The sequence below is a fragment of the Streptomyces sp. NPDC005774 genome (assembly GCF_042871645.1).
GTDB lineage: Bacteria > Actinomycetota > Actinomycetes > Streptomycetales > Streptomycetaceae > Streptomyces > Streptomyces pratens.
Map to the genome: position 1 here is coordinate 22028 of NZ_JBIAIV010000046.1, position 17972 is coordinate 39999.

18 protein-coding genes and 1 tRNA gene are annotated in these 17972 nt (G+C 71.3%); 9 read left to right on the top strand and 10 right to left on the bottom strand.

The window, feature by feature from the left end:
* Nucleotides 1–100: 100 nt before the first annotated feature.
* Nucleotides 101–475, bottom strand: a complete 375-nt coding sequence (locus tag ACFYQA_RS30675; RefSeq protein WP_388924714.1) for a hypothetical protein — start codon at nucleotides 473–475, stop codon at nucleotides 101–103.
* The gene (locus ACFYQA_RS30680) at nucleotides 475–831 is read right to left on the bottom strand and encodes a hypothetical protein (protein WP_388924717.1); all 357 of its coding nucleotides are present in this window, start codon (nucleotides 829–831) and stop codon (nucleotides 475–477) included. Before ACFYQA_RS30680 ends, ACFYQA_RS30675 begins: the two co-directional genes overlap by 1 nt.
* A gap of 158 nt (nucleotides 832–989) precedes the next feature.
* On the opposite strand from ACFYQA_RS30680, the gene ACFYQA_RS30685 reads away from it, so the two are divergent.
* The 3 genes from ACFYQA_RS30685 (at nucleotide 990) to ACFYQA_RS30695 (ending at nucleotide 2273) form a co-directional block, all read left to right on the top strand.
* On the top strand, nucleotides 990–1286 hold the full coding sequence (locus ACFYQA_RS30685; RefSeq protein WP_388924720.1) for a GntR family transcriptional regulator: 297 nt from the start codon (nucleotides 990–992) through the stop codon (nucleotides 1284–1286).
* Nucleotides 1287–1551: 265 nt separating this feature from the next.
* The gene (locus ACFYQA_RS30690) at nucleotides 1552–2031 is read left to right on the top strand and encodes a hypothetical protein (protein ID WP_388924723.1); all 480 of its coding nucleotides are present in this window, start codon (nucleotides 1552–1554) and stop codon (nucleotides 2029–2031) included.
* A complete protein-coding gene (locus ACFYQA_RS30695) occupies nucleotides 2028–2273 on the top strand; it encodes a hypothetical protein (protein ID WP_388924726.1) in 246 nt (81 codons plus the stop codon). The genes ACFYQA_RS30690 and ACFYQA_RS30695 overlap by 4 nt, the downstream gene beginning before the upstream one ends.
* 204 nt (nucleotides 2274–2477) lie before the next feature.
* Here the strand turns inward: ACFYQA_RS30695 and ACFYQA_RS30700 are convergent.
* The 7 genes from ACFYQA_RS30700 to galU all read right to left on the bottom strand — a co-directional run bounded on the left by ACFYQA_RS30700 (nucleotide 2478) and on the right by galU (nucleotide 8215).
* Nucleotides 2478–2551: transfer RNA gene (locus ACFYQA_RS30700), tRNA-Ala, on the bottom strand.
* Nucleotides 2552–2632: 81 nt separating this feature from the next.
* On the bottom strand, nucleotides 2633–3949 hold the full coding sequence (gene glpR, locus ACFYQA_RS30705; RefSeq protein ID WP_388924729.1) for a gephyrin-like molybdotransferase receptor GlpR: 1317 nt from the start codon (nucleotides 3947–3949) through the stop codon (nucleotides 2633–2635).
* 180 nt (nucleotides 3950–4129) lie between these two features.
* Complete coding sequence (locus ACFYQA_RS30710; protein ID WP_388924836.1) at nucleotides 4130–4738, bottom strand: GNAT family N-acetyltransferase; 609 nt, start codon at nucleotides 4736–4738, stop codon at nucleotides 4130–4132.
* A 59-nt stretch (nucleotides 4739–4797) separates the two neighbouring features.
* The gene (locus ACFYQA_RS30715) at nucleotides 4798–5340 is read right to left on the bottom strand and encodes a molybdenum cofactor biosynthesis protein B (RefSeq protein ID WP_388924732.1); all 543 of its coding nucleotides are present in this window, start codon (nucleotides 5338–5340) and stop codon (nucleotides 4798–4800) included.
* Entirely contained in the window at nucleotides 5337–5900 is a 564-nt protein-coding gene (gene moaC, locus ACFYQA_RS30720) for a cyclic pyranopterin monophosphate synthase MoaC (protein ID WP_388924735.1), read from the bottom strand. The genes ACFYQA_RS30715 and moaC overlap by 4 nt, the downstream gene beginning before the upstream one ends.
* 84 nt (nucleotides 5901–5984) lie before the next feature.
* Nucleotides 5985–7307 carry a gephyrin-like molybdotransferase Glp gene (glp, locus tag ACFYQA_RS30725; protein ID WP_388924738.1) on the bottom strand — a complete coding sequence of 441 codons (1323 nt, stop codon included), beginning with the start codon at nucleotides 7305–7307 and terminating at the stop codon, nucleotides 5985–5987.
* A complete protein-coding gene (gene galU, locus ACFYQA_RS30730; RefSeq protein ID WP_388924740.1) occupies nucleotides 7304–8215 on the bottom strand; it encodes a UTP--glucose-1-phosphate uridylyltransferase GalU in 912 nt (303 codons plus the stop codon). The genes glp and galU overlap by 4 nt, the downstream gene beginning before the upstream one ends.
* A 92-nt stretch (nucleotides 8216–8307) precedes the next feature.
* Between galU and ACFYQA_RS30735 the strand changes: the two genes are divergently transcribed.
* Nucleotides 8308–8955 carry a 5-formyltetrahydrofolate cyclo-ligase gene (locus tag ACFYQA_RS30735; RefSeq protein ID WP_388924743.1) on the top strand — a complete coding sequence of 216 codons (648 nt, stop codon included), beginning with the start codon at nucleotides 8308–8310 and terminating at the stop codon, nucleotides 8953–8955.
* Between the two features lie 82 nt (nucleotides 8956–9037).
* Here ACFYQA_RS30735 and ACFYQA_RS30740 read toward each other — a convergent pair whose 3' ends face one another.
* Nucleotides 9038–11884 carry a penicillin acylase family protein gene (locus ACFYQA_RS30740; protein ID WP_388924746.1) on the bottom strand — a complete coding sequence of 949 codons (2847 nt, stop codon included), beginning with the start codon at nucleotides 11882–11884 and terminating at the stop codon, nucleotides 9038–9040.
* Nucleotides 11885–12129: 245 nt separating this feature from the next.
* Here ACFYQA_RS30740 and ACFYQA_RS30745 point away from each other — a divergent pair, with 245 nt between their 5' ends.
* From ACFYQA_RS30745 to ACFYQA_RS30765, 5 genes are all read left to right on the top strand, one after another.
* Nucleotides 12130–13656, top strand: coding sequence for a potassium/proton antiporter (locus tag ACFYQA_RS30745; RefSeq protein WP_388924749.1), 1527 nt, complete (start codon nucleotides 12130–12132; stop codon nucleotides 13654–13656).
* Nucleotides 13657–14097: 441 nt separating this feature from the next.
* Complete coding sequence (locus tag ACFYQA_RS30750) at nucleotides 14098–15390, top strand: MFS transporter (RefSeq protein WP_388924752.1); 1293 nt, start codon at nucleotides 14098–14100, stop codon at nucleotides 15388–15390.
* 342 nt (nucleotides 15391–15732) lie between these two features.
* Nucleotides 15733–16071 (top strand): FmdB family zinc ribbon protein, encoded by a 339-nt coding sequence (locus tag ACFYQA_RS30755; RefSeq protein WP_388924755.1) that lies wholly within the window; start codon nucleotides 15733–15735, stop codon nucleotides 16069–16071.
* A gap of 78 nt (nucleotides 16072–16149) precedes the next feature.
* Nucleotides 16150–16992 carry an S-methyl-5'-thioadenosine phosphorylase gene (locus tag ACFYQA_RS30760; RefSeq protein ID WP_388924758.1) on the top strand — a complete coding sequence of 281 codons (843 nt, stop codon included), beginning with the start codon at nucleotides 16150–16152 and terminating at the stop codon, nucleotides 16990–16992.
* A gap of 372 nt (nucleotides 16993–17364) precedes the next feature.
* The gene (locus tag ACFYQA_RS30765; RefSeq protein ID WP_388924761.1) at nucleotides 17365–17874 is read left to right on the top strand and encodes a hypothetical protein; all 510 of its coding nucleotides are present in this window, start codon (nucleotides 17365–17367) and stop codon (nucleotides 17872–17874) included.
* Nucleotides 17875–17972: the final 98 nt, after the last annotated feature.

Here is a 17972-nt window from a genome sequence, read left to right on the forward strand (position 1 = left end):
CTTCGGCGCACCGGGCCTACGACGATAGTCCGTCTCGTCGGGCCGAATGACCCGTTCGTCCCCGAAGCCCGGACGCCGGTCCAGGTACCCGGCGCGGGGCTCATGAGCACGCTCCCGAATCGCGGTCACCGGTCCCGTTGCCGGTCTCATGATCGGTGGCGTCGTCCTCCCCGTCGTCGGCATCGTCGTCGGCCGTGGGCAGGCGTCGGCCGCGGGACTCCGCCACGCGCAGCGCGTCGGCCAGGCACTCGGCCAGCCGGATCGCGGTGTAGCGGACCTCGGCGTTCGGGGTCAGGACGTCGTCCAGCACCCGGCGGGCGGAGCGGAGAACGTCCAGCCCGTCCGCGAGCTGCCGGGCCTCCGTCTCGTCGGCGAGCCGGGACACGATCCCTTCCCCCTCACCGGGGACGAGGAAGCAGGGCTTGCCTTCCGCCGACAGCCAGGGCAGCAGCCGGAGCGCGGTGAGCGAGTTCATCACGCGGCCGCCTTCCACGCGCCGACGGTGTACTGGCCGAGGTCGAGGTCGGCACCGAAGCCGGCGGCGAGTACGACGACCCGGCGACGGTGCCGCCGAAGCGCCTGCTCCTGTTCGTGGGCGGTGAGGTAGGGGCGGACGAGGCGGGAGGCGGTGCCGTCGAGGGGGAGGTGACGGCAGTACGGGGAGCGGGGGAGAGGGAGGCGGGGCGCGAGGGCGGCAAGGTGCGGAGTGCGCGGGGTGTGGTGCGTGGGGCGCTGGGCGCGGTGGCGGAGGGCGCCTGCGCGGCGGATTCCGGTACCGGGGCCGAAAAGAAGGCTCAGCCAATGGGCGATACGGTGGATAAGGTTGCGCATGTTGACGCTCCTAAGCAGCGTTGGCCGTGCCCCGGGAGGTCTAGCCACCTCGCCGGGGTCTTTGCATTGCTGAAACTACACCGATGCACAGCCCTCTGCATACAAGTAGAGAGGGATCTACCCGAACGTGCAGATCGGGGCACACCTATGTTGGACATATGAGCGATACACAGCACCCGACAGCTCTGGACCCGATGAGCGCGAGACCGCTCTATGTTCAGCTGGCCGACGTCATCGCGAAGAAGATCGAGTCGGGGGAGCTCGCGCCTGACAGACCCATCCCCTCGGAGAACCATCTCGCCGACGAGTACGGAGTGGCACGACTCACCGCCCGCCGGACCGCACAGGAACTCCGCGAACGAGGACTCATCGTCACCGTGCGCGGCAAGGGCTCTTTCGTGGTGGAGCAGCCTCCGACCAGCGCGCCCACAAGCGAGGACGGAACCGCCGACTGACGGTCCCGTCCTGTTTCGCCGTATCGCCGTTCGGCGACCTCGGCCTGCTCACCCCGCCCGACGACGGCGGTTTCTCAGCCGAGCCGCAGGATGCGTGGGGCGAAGGTGCCCTCGGGGCCGTCGGCGCGGCCGACCGGCCACATCGTCGCCGTGCCCGGCACCGGACGCAGTACCCGGGAGTCGCCCACGCCTCGACCGGTCCGCTGCTCTGCGCCCCTCTTGCGGGCGATGGCGTCGGGGTGAGTTTCGAAGTAGTTTCAAAGTCATGGGTACCGAGAGAGCCGCCGTGAACTTCTCCGAGCTGGTGAACAAGAACAAGCAGACGCTTGCCCGGCTCCAGGAATCGCCGAGACTGCTTCTGCACCGCAGAGACGGCGAGGACCTGGTCCTCACCACCGCGGCGCGGGCCGAGCAGGACCAGACCGTGGTGTCGGCAGCCACCCGGATGCTGGCCGCGATGGCGCGCCGGGAGCCCGGCAGCATGGAACTGCTCCTCGACATACTGCCCGACGCATTCCCGTGGGTCCGTTTCCTGCCCGAGCCCGATCTCCACGCCTTCGCCGTCGAACTGGTCGACACCATGCGCGCCGCTGATTCACTCGGCAACAGCGCCTCCGTCGCCCAACTGCTCATCGCCTGGCAGCACACCGCGGAGGTTCACTCCGACCCCGAACTGCTGGCTGCCCTGACCAGGGACCACGCAGAGGACTACGGTCCCGTACCGGACCCGCGGGATGCCGAGTGACGGCGGGCCGCGGCGACCGAGCCGCGCCTCCGGCCGCGGAGGGGCACGGGGAGGTCCGCTTCGCGGACGCCGCCTCCGCCAAGGGCTGGGAGAACCTCGCCCGACAGGCCCGTGAGAACACCTACCGCGCTTGGGTCACGATGCGTACCGCACCCGGGCCGACCACGGAAACACCCCGGCACCACCGGCTCAAGGGCAGCCTGGCACATGGCACTCACCGCGGGCAGACCTGCGAGCAGTGACAGATCGAGGTCACCGGTGGCGGTCGCGTCCGGTACCTCCTGGACGCAGCCCGGGAAACATGCTGGATCACCTTTGCCGGCACAGGGCATCCACGCGCCACGGACCGCCGTTGAGACGAAGTGACGGCCGGCCCCCGGCTTCTCGGGCTTCGCACGACACGAAGAAGCCCCCGCCGGTTTCCCGGCGGGGGCTCTCAGCTGCGGTGGACCTGTGGGGATTTGAACCCCAGACCCCCTCGATGCGAACGAGGTGCGCTACCAGACTGCGCCACAGGCCCTTGCAACGAGAGAAACCTTAGCATCCCGATCGGGGTGCTCGGAAATCCGTTGCGGGTGGGGGTCACCTGCGGTTTCGGAGGTCATTCGTTGGCGGCGCGGGGGCGGTCGCCGTCCTCGTACTGGTCGAACAGCGGGGTGCGGCCGCGCTCGCGCGCCCGGCGGGCCGAGGCCGCCGTGGGGGTCCCCCCGCGCGAGCGCCTTCGAGCGTGAGGGAGGGCGTCGGTGCGCTCGTCGCCTTCGGCCCGCTCCTCCGTACCGCTCTGGGCCCCTTCGGGCTCCGCGTCGTCGGCGGAGCCCGCCGTCTCCTCCGGGCCCGGGGCCATGGAGCTCGAGCGGGCCGAGCTCCATGCGTCCGGGGCGCCGAGGTCCACGTCGCTGGTGGCACGCGGGGCGACCGGGGCTGTCACGTACGTGGGCAGCGGGACCGGGACCGGGTCCCAGCTGTCGCCGCCCTGGCCGGGGCGCCGCTGGCGCTCGCGCTGCTGGTCGACCCACTCGGCATGGTCGGTCTGCTCCACGAGCGCCCGCCGGTCGGCGGCGAGCGCCAGGAGGCCGGGGTCGGTCTCCTGGGCCGGTTCGACGGCCGGCTCGAAGCTCTGTCCAGGTCCCTCCGGTTCGCCGGTGTCCGCGTCGTCGACGGACGGGCGGCGGCGCGGCTGGCGCTCGCGCAGCCGCTGCGCCGCGACCTCCGCCTGGCGGCGGTCCATCTGGTACGCGAACCGGCGGTGCTCCTGGGAGCGCAGGTGCGCGATGTAGACGCTCAGCAGCACGGCCGGCACTCCGGGCGCCCACAGGAACGCGAGTCCGCCGATGGCCGCGACGACCGCGCCGAGCGTGAAGGCGACGAAGAGCAGGGTGGTGGTGCGCCGGCGGCGCGCGAGCACCTTCGAGCGCCGGGCGCGCGCCGCGGAGGCCTGCGCCGACCGGGACTGCTGGGCGGTGAGCGAGGGCGGGGGCGGGAGCGGCCCGGGGTGCTGGGGCCGTGCCCGTCGGGGGGCCCGTTCGCGGCGGGCGGACGGGACGCGCTCGCGCGCGGGACCGGGTTCGGGGCCGGGTTCGGGGCCGCGCCGGTCCGGCCGCTGGGCGGGCTGCTCCTGTACGGGTGCCTGCACCTGCGGACGGGTGTGGGACACGGCGAAGGCCCGGACGTCCACCGAATCGGTGACCGCGTCCGGGTCGTGGGCGCTCCGCTCCTCCTCGTCGGTGGAGCGCGCCCGCAGGTCCTTGGCGTACCGGCGCTCCATTCCCGCCCGTCCGGACAACAATCGGATGGCGGTGCTGAAGCGTTCCGTCGGACGGGCTTCGTTCAGCTCGTCCTGCCTACGGAGCCACATCGGCACCAAGTAGGCGGCCCAGGCCCCGACAATGACTGCGTAGATGAGGCCGCTGCTGCTCACGCCTCCCACGGTAGAGGGGTTTGAGTGAGGCCATCCGCCAATTGAGCCGGTGTGTCGCACGATCCGGCTGATATCTCGAACTTTTTTTGACCGATACGATCAGCAGACCACTCGAGACGCGAAATTCCCTGCCTTCACGGGCTTCGGACGATCATCAGGCGATGAAATTCGAACATTTATTCAATTACCGGGGCTGTGCGGGATTCCGGGATGACGCCGCTCGTCCTCCGGCCGCTCACGCCGGGAGTGTTCCCGCTGCCAGCGGCCGAGCAACCCCTCGGGCACTTCCTCCGCGGTGAGCGCGAAGACGAGATGGTCGCGCCAGGCTCCGTCGATGTGCAGATAACGCGGGCGCAGCCCCTCCGCGCGGAATCCGAGTTTCTCCACGACCCGCCGGCTGGGCCCGTTCTCGGGGCGAATGCACACCTCGACGCGGTGCAGCCCGACCGTACGGAAACAGTGGTCCACGGCCATCGCCACGGCTGTCGGCATCACTCCGCGGCCGGCCACCGCCTCGTCCACCCAGTAGCCGACGTGACCCGAGCACATCGAGCCCCAGGTGATCCCGGCGACCGTCAGCTGGCCGACCAGACGCCCTTGGTGCTCGATGACGAACGGCAGCATCCGGCCCGCGTGCGCCTCGGCCCTCAGATGACGGACCATCTGGCGGTAGGTCGGCCGGTGCACGACCGGGCCGGCGGGGGTGGGCGGCGGGATGGTTGCCTCCCAGGGCCGCAGCCAGTCACGGTTGCGGCGGTTGGCCTCGCGCCAGGCCCGCTGGTCGCGCATCTTTATGGGCCGGAGGACGACGTCGCCGACCGCCAGCTCCACGGGCCAGGCCGCGCCGTTCAGCTCGCACCCCCGCCGGCCCTCGACCCGGGGTGGTCACCACCGCGCAACTGGTCGACCGCGTGCCTCAGCAGCGGCTCCAGGACGGCGAGACCGTCCTTCACCCCGCCCCTGGACCCCGGAAGGTTGACGATCAGGGTCCCGCCGCCCGCGACCCCCGCGATGCCCCGGGAGAGGGCGGCCGTCGGCACCTTGTCCCGGCCGTACGCCCGGATGGCCTCCGCGATGCCGGGCACCTCGTGGCCGATCACCGCGCGGGTCGCCTCGGGGGTGCGGTCGGTGGGCGAGATGCCGGTGCCGCCGGTGGTCACGATGACGTCGTACCCGGCCTCGGTACCCGCGCGCAGCGCGGCCTCCACCGGGTCGCCGTCCGGAACCACCTGGGGGCCGTCGACGGCGAAGCCGAAGCGCCGCAGGCCCTCGGCGATCAGCGGGCCGCCCGTGTCCTGGTAGACGCCGGCGGCGGCCCGGTTGGAGGCGGTGACCACCAGGGCGCTGTACGGCGCGAGCAGCGCGCCGCCGACGGATGCGTCGAGTGTCATGCCCTGCTCCAGTCGCCCGACTTGCCGCCCGTCTTCTCCTCCACCCGCACGTCCGTGATGACCGCCTTCTTGTCGACCGCCTTCACCATGTCGATCACGGTGAGCGCGGCGACCGAGACCGCGGTGAGCGCCTCCATCTCGACGCCCGTACGGTCCGTCGTCCGCACGGTGGCCGTGATCTCCACGGCGTCGTCCGCGACCGACAGGTCCAGTTTCACACCGGACACCGCCAAGGGGTGACACAGCGGGATCAGGTCGGGAGTGCGCTTGGCGCCCATGATGCCCGCGATCCGCGCGGTGGCCAGGGCGTCCCCCTTGGGGACCCCCTCGCCGCGCAGCAGTTCGACCACACGGGGCGAGACCAGGACGCGGCCGGTGGCGCGGGCGGTGCGCGCGGTCACGTCCTTGCCGGAGACGTCGACCATACGGGCGGCGCCCGCCTCGTCGAGATGCGTCAGGCGGTCCGGCGTACGGCCCTGCGTACGGTCCTGGGCTCCGTCCTGCGTACGGTCGTCCTGCGCTGAAGGTCCGGGGGTGTCCCCCCGGGAAGGCACGGTCATGAGTGTGGCGCTCCCGGTCCGGGCCCGCCGCGGTGCGGCGCACGGGCCTGCTGTGCGCGACACGGTACCGCCAACCCGCGCGGGTCAGCCGAGCAGGATCACCTCGACGTCGGTGCCGGGGGCGACGGACTCGACGTCCTCGGGGACGACGATCAGCGCGTTCGCCTGGGCGAGGGCGGCCACCAGGTGGGATCCGGCGCCGCCGACCGGGGTCACCTCGCCGTCGGCGTACCGGCCGCGCAGGAACTGACGGCGGCCCTTCGGCGAGGTCAGCGCCCCGCCCGCGGTGAGGGTGGCGCGTTTTCTCGGCCGGTGGACGTCCGTGAGACCCATCAGGGTGCGGATGGCGGGGCGGGCGAACAGCTCGAAGGAGACGTACGAGGAGACCGGGTTGCCGGGGAGGGCGAGCAGCGGGGTGTGGTCGGGGCCGATGGAGCCGAAGCCCTGCGGCTTGCCGGGCTGCATGGCGAGCTTGCGGAAGTCGATGCCGCTGCCCGGCTCGTCCTCGTCGCCGACGGACGACAGCGCCTCCCTGACGACGTCGTACGCCCCGACGCTGACGCCTCCGGTGGTGACCACCAGGTCCGCGCGCACCAACTGGTCCTCGATGGTGTCGCGCAGGGTGTCGGCGTCGTCGGCGACGGCGCCCACCCGGTAGGCGATGGCGCCGGCGTCGCGGGCGCAGGCGGTGAGGGAGAAGCTGTTGGAGTCGTAGATCTGACCGGCCCTCAGCTCCTCGTCGGGCTGGACGAGTTCGCTGCCGGTGGAGAGCACCACCACGCGCGGGCGCGGGTGCACCCGTACGGAGCCGCGGCCGATCGCGGCCAGGAGGGAGATCTGGGGCGGGCCGAGGACCGTACCGGCCTCCAGTGCGCGGTCGCCGGCCCGCACGTCGCTGCCCTTGGCGCGCACGTGCGCGCGTGCCCCGGCCGGGCGGTACACGAGCACCTGCCCGGCGGCGCCCTCGGGAGACAGGCTGCGGGCCCGCATCCCGGCGACCGGGCCCTCGCCGAGCCCCCCGTCGGTCCACTCGACGGGGATGACGGTCTCGGCGCCGGGCGGGAGCGGGGCGCCGGTCATGATGCGTACGGCCTGGCCGGGACCGACCTGGAGCAGGTCGGTCTGGCCGGCCGCGACATCGCCGACGACCTCGAGGGCCGCCGGGTACTGCTCGCTCACGCCCGCGACATCCGCGACCCGTACCGCGTACCCGTCCATGGAGCTGTTGTCGAACGGCGGCAGTGACACCGGCACCGTGACGTCCTCGACCAGGACGCAGCCCTGGGCGTCGAGGAGCTGCAGCTCGATGGGTTCCAGGGGGCGGACGGTGGCGAGGATGTCGTCCAGGTGCTCGTCCACCGACCAGAGGTGGTCCGGGCCTGCGGTGCGGGGCGCGGCGGTGCTCAAGGCTGCTGCATCTCCTCGGTGACGTAACGGCGGAGCCAGGTCCGGAAGTCCGGGCCCAGGTCCTCACGTTCGCACGCGAGTCGGACAATGGCACGCAGGTAGTCGCCCCGGTCGCCGGTGTCATAGCGGCGGCCCTTGAAGACCACGCCGTGCACCGGGCCGCCGACCGTTTCGTCGGCCGCGAGTTGCTGGAGGGCGTCGGTGAGCTGGATCTCGCCGCCGCGGCCCGGCTCGGTCTTCCGCAGTATGTCGAAGACGTGCGGGTCGAGGACGTAGCGGCCGATGATGGCGTAGTTGGAGGGGGCGTCGGCGGGGTCGGGCTTCTCGACGAGGCCGCTGACCCGGACGACGTCGGAGTCCGCGGTGGTCTCGACGGCGGCGGACCCGTAGAGGTGGATCTGCTCCGGGGCGACCTCCATGAGCGCGACGACGCTGCCGCCGTGCTGCTCCTGGACCTCGATCATGCGCCGGAGCAGGGGGTCGCGCGGGTCGATCAGGTCGTCACCGAGGAGGACGGCGAAGGGCTCGTCGCCGACGTGCGGGGCGGCGCACAGGACGGCGTGGCCGAGGCCCTTGGGGTCGCCCTGGCGGACGTAGTGCATCGTCGCGAGGTCGCTGGATTCCTGGACCCTCGCGAGGCGAGCGGCGTCGCCCTTCTTGTTGAGGGCCGACTCCAGTTCGTAATTGCGGTCGAAATGGTCCTCCAGCGGGCGTTTGTTGCGGCCCGTCACCATGAGGACGTCATCGAGACCTGCGGCGGCGGCCTCTTCGACCACGTACTGGATCGCCGGCTTGTCGACGACCGGCAGCATCTCTTTGGGAGTGGCCTTGGTGGCCGGCAGGAACCGGGTACCGAGGCCTGCTGCGGGGATGACAGCCTTGGTGAGCCGAGGGTGCGACTGAATCATGCCCGCCACCATATCCGCTACCTTCACAGAGAATATGGGGCTCCGCACATTTAATGATCATATGAGCATATTGAGACGGTACGGGGACAGAGTTGAGACAGAACGAACGTGCGGACGATCGTGGCAAGCGGGCGTTGCGACAGGAAATCCTCCTGGCGAGGGGAAAGTTGACGGCGGATGACGTACGGGATTCCGCGACCGCGTTGGCCGGCCGGGCGCTCGGGCTGCCCGAACTGTCGCACGCGCGCACGGTGGCGGCGTACGTCTCCGTGGGGAGTGAGCCCGGCACCTCCGCGCTCCTGGACGCACTGCGCGCCCGGGGCGTACGCGCACTGCTGCCGGCTCTGCTCCCCGACAACGACCTGGACTGGGGCCCGTACACCGGCGGGGAGTCCCTCACGCGCGTGCGGCACGGCGGCGGGCGGATGACGCTGCTCGAGCCGTCCGGGGAACGCCTCGGGCCGGACGCCGTGACCGGGGCGGACGTGGTGCTGCTGCCGGGCCTGGCCGTCGACGCGCGCGGGATGCGGCTGGGACGCGGCGGGGGCTCGTACGACCGGGTGCTGGCCCGGCTGGAACGCGCGGACGCGCACCCGGCACTGGTGGTGCTGCTGTACGACACGGAGGTCGTGGAACGGGTTCCCGAGGAGCCCCACGACCGTCCGGTGCACGCGGTGGTGACGCCGTCGGGGGTACGGCGGTTCGGCCGAGCCGGCCCACGGGAAGCGGCCTCCACCTGAGAGCGGCCCACGTGAAAGCGGCCTCCACGCGTGTGTGGAGGCCGCTTTCACGTATCGAACGAGCGGTCGGCTCAGCGCCCGTTCACGGCTTGAGCAGCAGGGTGTCCTCGGTGCTCTTCTCGACCGCCTTCTCCGAGTGGGCCCACTCGAGCAGTTCGCCGTCGGCCCACTTGTCCGTCTGGTCGACGTAGTGGGCGTTGTAGGCGTGGCCGGAGGCGCCGGTGAGGTTGATCCACCGCGACTTGTCGAGGTCGCCGAGGTTGACCACCATCCGCATCGACGGCACCCACACCACCCCGTAGCCGCCGGCGGCGTTCCAGCCGGTGGCGTTGACCGTGGCCTCGCCGCCACCGAGCTTCCAGGGGCCGCGGTTGAGTGCGTACTGCACGAAGCCGGGGCCGGCGGTGCCCAGGGTCTGGTTCTTCAGGAACAGGCGGTGCAGCCTGCCCCAGCTCCAGGTGTCGATGTCCTTGCCGAGCTTGGCGGTGAGTTCCCACCGCGCGTCGACCATGGCACGCCTGAACAGCTCGTCACGGTTCTCCGCGGCTTCGCGGGTGCCGGACTCCGGGGTCGTCCACCAGTCGCTGTCCTCGTCCTCCATCAGCGTGCGGACCACCTCGAACCAGCGGTCGCCGCCGTCGGGCTGGGCCTGGTCCGCCTCGCGCAGACCGCACTCGCGGACCTTGACGCGCTCCTCGGCGGGGCCGACCGGGTCGACCGGGTCGACCCACAGGCACTGGCCCTTGACCCGTACTTCCTTGGGCAGCTTGTGGCCGAAGGCGAGCTTGAGGGTGTTGCGCCAGACGGAGTTGAAGTAGGCGGCCGCCGCCGAGTCGGCGTCCTGGGTGTAGTCCCAGCCCTCCAGCAGCTTCTGCGCCTCGCGTACGGCCGGGTCCTTGACGTCGATCTTGAGCAGTTCGGGCACGAGCAGCTTGGCGATGGAGCTGCTGTTGTCGAGCTGCATCTGCCGCATGTCGTCGGTGGAGATCTTGCCGCCGTCCTTGATCTTCGACTGGATCAGATCGTTGATCCGCTGGCTGCGGGCGCCGTAGCCCCAGTCGGTGGTCAGGGTGTACGGGTACGCGTCGGGATCGACCACGGCCTGGTTGGCGGTGACGATGTAGCCGCGGTCGGGGTCGAACTCGTAGGGCAGTTCGTCCTGCTCGATCCAGCCGGTCCACTCGTACTCGGGGTTCCAGCCGGGTGCCGGGATGGAACCGTCGTGGCCCTCCGCGCGGGTGGGGATTCTGCCGGGCAGCGTGTAGCCGATGTGGCCCTCGGTGTCCGCGTAGACGAGGTTCTGCGAGGGCACCTCGAACAGGGTGGCCGCCTCGCGGAAGCCGTCCCAGTCCTTCGCGCGGTTGATCGCGAAGACGGAGTCCATGGTGCGTCCGGCGTCCAGCGCGGTCCAGCGCAGGGAGACGCCGTAGCCGTCGCCCCGGTCGGGTGCGGCGGAGTCGACGGTGGCCTTCTTGCCGGTCCGCACCAGGTCCTTGGACCGGTCGGAGAGCAGCGGGCCGTTGTTGGTCTCCCGGACGACGATCTTCCGTGAGTCACCGCCGGCGACCTTGATGGTCTCCTCGCGGGACTTGAACGGGACCACCTTGCCGCCGTACTGGTAGCCCTCGCCGGTGATCTTCTCCAGGTAGAGGTCGGTGACGTCGACCCCGGAGTTGGTCAGGCCCCAGGCGATGTCCGCGTTGTGGCCGATTATCACGCCGGGCAGGCCCGCGAAGGTGTAGCCGGAGACGTCGTACTGGCACGTGGCGGAGACGCTGCGGCAGTGCAGGCCCATCTGGTACCAGACGGACGGCAGTGCGGGCGACAGGTGCGGGTCGTTGGCCAGCAGCGGCTCACCGGTGATGGTGTGCTGCCCGGAGACGACCCAGGAGTTGGAGCCGATGCCGTCGCCGTTGACGCCGACGGCGGTCGGGAGGTCCTGCAGGACCTGCTGGAGACCCGTCATCTGGCCCTCCAGACCGCTCCCGGTGCCGGCGGTGCCGCCTGCGGTGCCCGCGGTTCCGTCCGCCGTGCCCGCTCCGGACGCGCCCTCCACGCCGGTGCCGGGGTCCACCGTGCCGGCGCCCGTGCCCGGGTCGACGCCGGTGCCGTCACCCGTGCCGCTGCCACTCTCCCCGCCGCCCGACTCGTAGGTCCCGGTGAGCTCGTTGTACTGGCCCTCCTGCACCACCGGCTTGTTCCGGCTGTACGGGTACGCCGGGTACAGGTCGGCGATCTGCTCCGGGTCCAGGCGGCTGGTCATCAGGGCGCGGTCGATCTCGTCCTGCATGTTGCCGCGCAGGTCCCAGGCCATCGCCTTCAGCCAGGCCAGGGAGTCCACCGGCGTCCACGCGCCGGGCTTGTAGTCGTTGGTGAAGCCCAGCGCCGCGTACTCCAGGGAGATGCCGGCGCCGTCCTTGCCCTCCAGATACGCGTTGACGCCCTTGGCGTAGGCGTCGAGGTACTTCTTCGTCGCCGGGGAGAGTTTCTTCTCGTACTCCTCCTTCGCGACCCGGTCCCAGCCCAGGGTGCGCAGGAATTCGTCGGTCTCGACCTGGCTCTTGCCGAACATCTCCGACAGGCGCCCGGAGGTCATGTGCCGGCGGACGTCCATCTCGTAGAACCGGTCCTGCGCCTGGACGTAGCCCTGCGCCATGAACAGGTCCTCGTCGGAGGAGGCGTAGATCTGCGGGATCCCGTAGCCGTCACGCTTGACGTCGACGGGACCCGCCAGGCCTTCGAGGGTGATCGAGCCCTTGGTCTGCGGGAAGGAGGCACGCACGGTGCTGACCGACCAGTACGCCCCGTAGACGACACCACCGATCAGTGCCAGCACCAGGACGAACACGATCAGGCGGGCTTTGCGCCCCTTTTTCCTGCCGGACTTGCCGGGCTGCTGACCCGTGGAGGCGGTGGTATTGGGGGGCATCGCTGTCCTTGCTGTCCTTACGCGAGCGGCAGGGCGGGCTGTGCTTTTAACTGAGCGCTGGAGCAACGATAGGCGCAGGGCCCTCCGCCACTTGACGCGGAGTCGGGTACCAGCACGGACTGACGTTCGATGATGCCAGGGGCACGCGTCAAGAAGGCGTCAAGACTTAGGTAAGGTAACGAAGCAGTTGCCGTGAACGCGCCGGTCACCCGGGCCCCGGACAGGAGCTCGGGTGCACCGCGCGGGTGCCAGTGAAGGGAACGTCCACGACTGTCCACCACCTCAACCAGCTCCTGCTCGTCTGCTCGCTGGTCCTGCTCGTCGCCGTCGCGGCGGTCCGGATCTCCTCGCGCAGCGGGCTCCCCAGCCTGCTCGTCTATCTGGGCATCGGCGTCGCCATGGGCCAGGACGGCCTCGGTGACATCCAGTTCGACAACGCCGAGCTGACGCAGGTCATCGGATACGCGGCCCTGGTCGTGATCCTGGCCGAGGGCGGCCTGGGCACCAAGTGGACGGAGATCAAACCCGTCCTGCCCGCCTCCGCCGCCCTCGCCACCGTCGGTGTCGCGGCGAGCGTCGGTGTCACCGCGACGGCCGCGCACTTCCTGATCGGGCTGGAGTGGCAACAGGCGCTCATCATCGGCGCGGTGGTGTCCTCGACCGACGCGGCGGCCGTCTTCTCCGTACTGCGGCGCATTCCGCTCCCCTCGCGGGTGACGGGCACGCTGGAGGCCGAGTCCGGCTTCAACGACGCTCCCGTGGTCATCCTGGTGCTCGCCTTCTCCACGGCCGGTCCGATCGAGCACTGGTACGTCCTGCTCGGCGAGATCGCCCTGGAACTGGCCATCGGCGCCGTCATCGGAATCGCGGTGGGCTGGCTGGGTTCCCTGGGGCTCAGGCACGTGGCGCTGTCGGCCTCCGGCCTCTACCCGATCGCCGTCATGGCCATCGCCGTCACCGCGTACGCCGCGGGCGCCATGGCCCACGGCAGCGGCTTCCTCGCCGTCTATCTCGCCTCGATGGTGCTGGGCAACGCCAAGCTGCCGCACTGGCCCGCCACGCGCGGATTCGCCGAAGGGCTCGGCTGGCTCGCGCAGATCGGCATGTTCGTCCTGCTCGGCCTGCTGGTCTCCCCGCACGAACTGGGCGACGACATCGTGCCCGCACTGATCATCGGGCTGGTGCTGACCGTGGTGGCCCGCCCGCTGAGCGTCGTCCTGAGCCTGGCGCCGTTCCGGGTGCCCTGGCAGGAGCAGGCGCTGATGTCGTGGGCGGGGCTGCGCGGTGCCGTGCCCATCATCCTGGCGACGATTCCGATGGTGGAGGGCGTCACCGGCAGCCGGTCGATCTTCAACGTCGTCTTCATCCTGGTCGTCGTCTACACCCTCGTCCAAGGGCCGACGCTGCCGTGGCTGGCCCTCAAGCTGCGCCTCGGCGAGGACGCGGAGGCCGCCGACCTGGGCATCGAGTCGGCGCCCCTGGAGCGGCTGCGCGGACACCTGCTGTCGGTCGGCATCCCGGAGGGGTCGCGGATGCACGGTGTGGAGGTCGGCGAACTGCGGCTGCCGAAGGGGGCGGCCGTCACGCTCGTCGTGCGCGGGGGCACCTCGTTCGTTCCGGGGCCGACGACGATGCTGCGGCGCGGGGACGAACTCCTCGTCGTCGCCACCGACCCGGTCCGGGACGCCGCCGAACGCCGCCTCCGCGCGGTGGGCCGCGGCGGCAAACTGGCCGGCTGGCTGGGGACGGACGGGGCGCGGCCCGGGGGGTGACCGGACGGGCGGAACCAGGGGCCGAAACGTCGCTTCCGGCGTCGTTCGCGTCGCCTTCACGCCGACTCCCACGTCGCCTCTCGCGCTGCGGTGTGCGGGTCGGGTCGGGTCGGGTCGGGTCGGGTCGGGTCGGGTCGGGTCGGGTCGGGTCGGGTCGGGTCGGGTCACGATCCACCATTCACAGGGACACGGCCTCCCTGTGCCCGCTTTCACAGGGTCACAAGCACCTGACACCTGTGGATACCTGGAAGCGCCTGTACCATGCGAACGGTACCCAGATCGAACCAACTCTGCCTGACGCAGAGCTGGCGCGACCGTATGGCGGCCGGCGCGCCCTGAGCTGTGGCACCGGCATCTACCGCAGTCAGCGCAAGAGGACAGCTCTCGGCGCGCCCGACATCAAGGGCCCACGCGCCACCAGGCGGCAGAAAGGCACGGGCCGTGGCATCCACGGTCACCACGTCGAAGGACTCTGCGGCCACCTCCCGTCCGGGATACGGCCGACTGCTGCGCACGCGCGGCGCCTGGACGTTCCTGCTCCCCGGCTTCGCGGCACGCCAGCCGTTCGCGATGCTCACCCTCTCCATCGTGCTGCTGGTGCAGCACACCACCGGTTCGTACGGCGTGGCCGGCGCCGTCGCGGCGGTCACCGGCGTCTCCATGGCCGTGTTCGCGCCCTACAGCGGCCGGCTCGCCGACCGCTACGGACAGCGCGCCGTCCTCGTCCCCGGCGTCCTGGTGCACACCCTGTCCGGACTGGCCCTGACCGCGCTGGCGCTGAACGGCGCCCCCCTGTGGGCGTTGTTCGCCGCCGCTGTGCCCACCGGCGCCTCGGTGCCCCAGGTCGGGCCCATGGTGCGCGCCCGCTGGGGCGTGAAGCTCAAGAACTCCCCGCTGATGACCACGGCGGCGGCCTTCGAGTCCGTCACCGACGAGCTGACCTTCGTCGTCGGACCGCTGCTGGCCACCGCCCTGTGCACGGCCGTGGACCCGGCGGCGGGCCTGATGACCGAGGCGGCGCTGACCCTGGTCGGCGGCCTGCTGTTCGCCGCGCAGAAGGGCACGCAGCCCGAGGTGGCCGCCCGGGGGCACGCGCGCGTGGAACACGTTCCCGCGCTCCGCGTCCCCGGGGTACGCGTCCTGATCGTCATCTTCCTGGGCATCGGATCCGTCTTCGGCGGTATGCAGGTGTCACTGGCCGCGTACACCGAGTCGATCGGCGAACCCGGACTGAACGGCGTCCTGTACGGCGTCTTCGCCGCGGGAAACATGCTCTCCGGCATCGCCTGCGGCGCCATCGTCTGGAAGGCCGCCCCCGAGCGGCGCCTGGTCATCGGATACGTGGCGCTCGCGGTGACCGCCTCCGCCCTGTGGACCGCCCACTCCGCGCTGCTCCTCGGTGGGCTCGGCCTGCTGGTCGGCATGTGCATCGCGCCCGCCCTGATCACCGGATACACACTGGTGGACGACCTGGTCCCGGCCGGTGCCCGCACCGAGGCCTTCACCTGGCTGACCGGCGCGGTGGCACTCGGCCAGGCCGCCGCGGTCACGGTCTCCGGGCAGTTGGAGGACAATCTCTGGTCCGGTGCCGGGTTCCTGGTGCCGATGGGCGGCACGGTGCTCGCCCTGGTGACACTGCTGACCCTTCGGTCACGGCTGGTGCCGCCCCGGGCGACCCGCGAGGTCACGCGCGGCGCGGCCCGGCGCGATCCCGTCGCAATCAGCGATCGGTGATCGGTGAGCAGCGAGATGCGAGCAGCGAGATGCGAGATGTGATCAGTGAGATGTGACGCACTCGCAGACCGCCGCACAGGCCGTCGCACAGGCCCGCCGGGTTTACCCAGGCACACGCGCGGAGCCGTGACAACACCACCGATGCGGCTCCCCGCCTGGGAAGCCACGCCGCAAAGCGCGTCCGGGACACGCGCCGAGCACGTACGGAGGCCCGTCCTCATGAGGGTCACGCTCCGGCTGCCGCCCGTGGCGGGGTGACGCACGTTACGCCGATCACTTGCGGCACGGGTTACCATTGGCGATCGTTAGCACTCATCGAGTGAGAGTGCCAGGAGGAAGACAGTGCCCACCTATCAGTACCAGTGCACCGAGTGCGGCGAGGGCCTCGAGGCGGTGCAGAAGTTCACCGATGACGCTCTGACCGAGTGCCCGGACTGCCAGGGGCGCCTGAAGAAGGTGTTCTCGGCGGTCGGCGTTGTCTTCAAGGGCTCCGGCTTCTACCGCAACGACAGCCGCGGCTCCTCGTCGAGCAGCACCCCGGCGTCGAAGGCGTCCGGTTCGTCGACGAGTTCCTCCTCGGACTCCTCGTCTTCTTCCTCGGGCTCCGGCTCGAGCTCGGGCTCCGGCTCGTCGTCCGGGTCCGGCAGTTCCAGCAGCACCGCCGGCAGTACCGCCGCCTGAGGCCGAATCCTTACGGGACCCCGTCGTCGTCGGACGACGGGGTCCTCGGCGTTTCCGGGGCCGGTTAGGGTGCGGAGCATGGCGAACAAGGCGAACGTCGAGATCGGCGTGATCGGCGGCTCCGGTTTCTACTCCTTCCTCGACGACGTGACCGAGGTCCAGGTGGACACCCCCTACGGGGCGCCCAGCGACTCCCTTTTCCTCGGTGAACTGGCCGGCCGACGGGTCGCCTTCCTCCCCCGGCACGGACGCGGCCACCATCTGCCGCCGCACCGGATCAACTACCGGGCCAACCTGTGGGCGCTCAGGTCGGTCGGCGCGCGCCAGGTGCTCGGGCCGTGCGCGGTGGGCGGACTGCGGCCCGAGTACGGGCCGGGGACACTGCTGGTCCCGGACCAGCTCGTGGACCGTACGAAGTCCCGGGCGGGCACCTATTTCGACGGGCTGCCGCGGCCCGACGGCACCGTCCCGAACGTCGTGCACGTGTCGCTGGCCGACCCCTACTGTCCCGCCGGCCGGGCCGCCGCCCTGAAGTCGGCGCGCGGTCGGGACTGGGAGCCGGTGGACGGCGGCACGCTGGTCGCGGTCGAGGGGCCCCGCTTCTCCACCCGCGCCGAGTCGTTGTGGCACCAGGCGCAGGGCTGGTCGGTGGTGGGCATGACCGGCCACCCCGAGGCGGCGCTCGCCCGTGAGCTGGAGCTCTGCTATACGTCCCTGACCCTGGTCACCGACCTCGACGCCGGTGCCGAGGCCGGCGAGGGCGTCTCGCACGACGAGGTGATGCGGGTGTTCGCGGACAACGTGGACCGGCTGCGGAACGTGCTCTTCGACGCGGTGGCGGCGCTGCCGGCGACCGAGGAACGGGACTGCCTGTGCGCCTCCGCGCTGGGCGGGATGGATCCGGGGTTCGCGCTGCCGTAGGGCTGCCGCCGCGGGGCTCGCGACGCACGGCCGGGTCGCGACGCACGGCCGGGTCGCGGCGCACGACCGGGTGAGGGAGTTTTCCCCAGGCCGTGGTCTGTCCACAGGCTCCGGCGGAGAACGGCGGGAAGCCCCATCGTGGGGTCCGCAAGCCGATCCCTCGTCGCAGGTGGTGCTCCCGTGTCGTTTCCGCCGTCGTTCCCTCCCCCGTCTCTGCGTCAGCCCTCGCTCCGGCCCCTTCCCTCCTCCGCCCGGTCCACCTTCCATTCCTCCCCCTATTACTCCGCCCCCTCGCCGACTCCCTCGGCTTCCCCCTCCCGCCCCGCCGTAGTTCCGTACCCGCCCGGGGCCGGTGTCCCCCCACGGTGCGAGGTGCCGCACTTCGCACCGGTGCGGGTGCGTGGCGGACTGTTGCGGTCGGCCCGGGCGGCCCGGCACCGGAGGCGGGTGGCGGCGGCCGGTCTCGCCGTCACGGCAGTGGCACTGGTGGCGGCGGGCGGCCCCCGGGAGGCAGACCGGTCGCGCGGGCATCCCGAGAGCGCTTCGAGCACGTATGCCGGGCCGGCGGTGTCCACGGGAGACCGTGTCGCACGGGCACGGCGCGCGGGAGCGCGTGTCACGGCGCCGGTGCGGATCGCCGACGCCGCCACCGTGCGACTGCTGCGGCCGGGCGACCGGGTCGATGTCATCGCCGCCGAGGAGCGGGTGACAGGCGGTGAGGCCCGTGTGGTCGCGCGTGGGGCGCGGGTCACCGAGGTGCCGAAGACCCTGGAGGACATGGGCACGGGCGGGGCCCTGGTGGTGCTGTCGGTTCCGCGGGCCGCCGCGGCCGACCTCGTCGGCGCGAGCGCCACAGCACGGCTGGCGGTGACCCTGTGGTGAGCGGTTCCTTCTCTGCCGATTTCGCGGGTGTCGTGTCGAGTACCTCGTTCGAAGGACCCAAGTGGACCGTCCGGTGGGGCGCTGACATAGGTTGCGGA

Bases quoted from the DNA above. Each gene is read 5' to 3' on its own strand.
- ACFYQA_RS30760 (WP_388924758.1), top strand. From the start codon at position 16,150: ATGGCGAACAAGGCGAACGTCGAGATCGGCGTGATCGGCGGCTCCGGT.
- ACFYQA_RS30680 (WP_388924717.1), bottom strand. From the start codon at position 831: ATGCGCAACCTTATCCACCGTATCGCCCATTGGCTGAGCCTTCTTTTC.
- ACFYQA_RS30715 (WP_388924732.1), bottom strand. From the start codon at position 5,340: ATGACACTCGACGCATCCGTCGGCGGCGCGCTGCTCGCGCCGTACAGC.
- moaC (WP_388924735.1), bottom strand. From the start codon at position 5,900: ATGACCGTGCCTTCCCGGGGGGACACCCCCGGACCTTCAGCGCAGGAC.
- ACFYQA_RS30690 (WP_388924723.1), top strand. From the start codon at position 1,552: ATGGGTACCGAGAGAGCCGCCGTGAACTTCTCCGAGCTGGTGAACAAG.
- ACFYQA_RS30685 (WP_388924720.1), top strand. From the start codon at position 990: ATGAGCGATACACAGCACCCGACAGCTCTGGACCCGATGAGCGCGAGA.
- ACFYQA_RS30740 (WP_388924746.1), bottom strand. From the start codon at position 11,884: ATGCCCCCCAATACCACCGCCTCCACGGGTCAGCAGCCCGGCAAGTCC.
- ACFYQA_RS30675 (WP_388924714.1), bottom strand. From the start codon at position 475: ATGAACTCGCTCACCGCGCTCCGGCTGCTGCCCTGGCTGTCGGCGGAA.
- ACFYQA_RS30710 (WP_388924836.1), bottom strand. From the start codon at position 4,738: ATGCGCGACCAGCGGGCCTGGCGCGAGGCCAACCGCCGCAACCGTGAC.
- galU (WP_388924740.1), bottom strand. From the start codon at position 8,215: ATGATTCAGTCGCACCCTCGGCTCACCAAGGCTGTCATCCCCGCAGCA.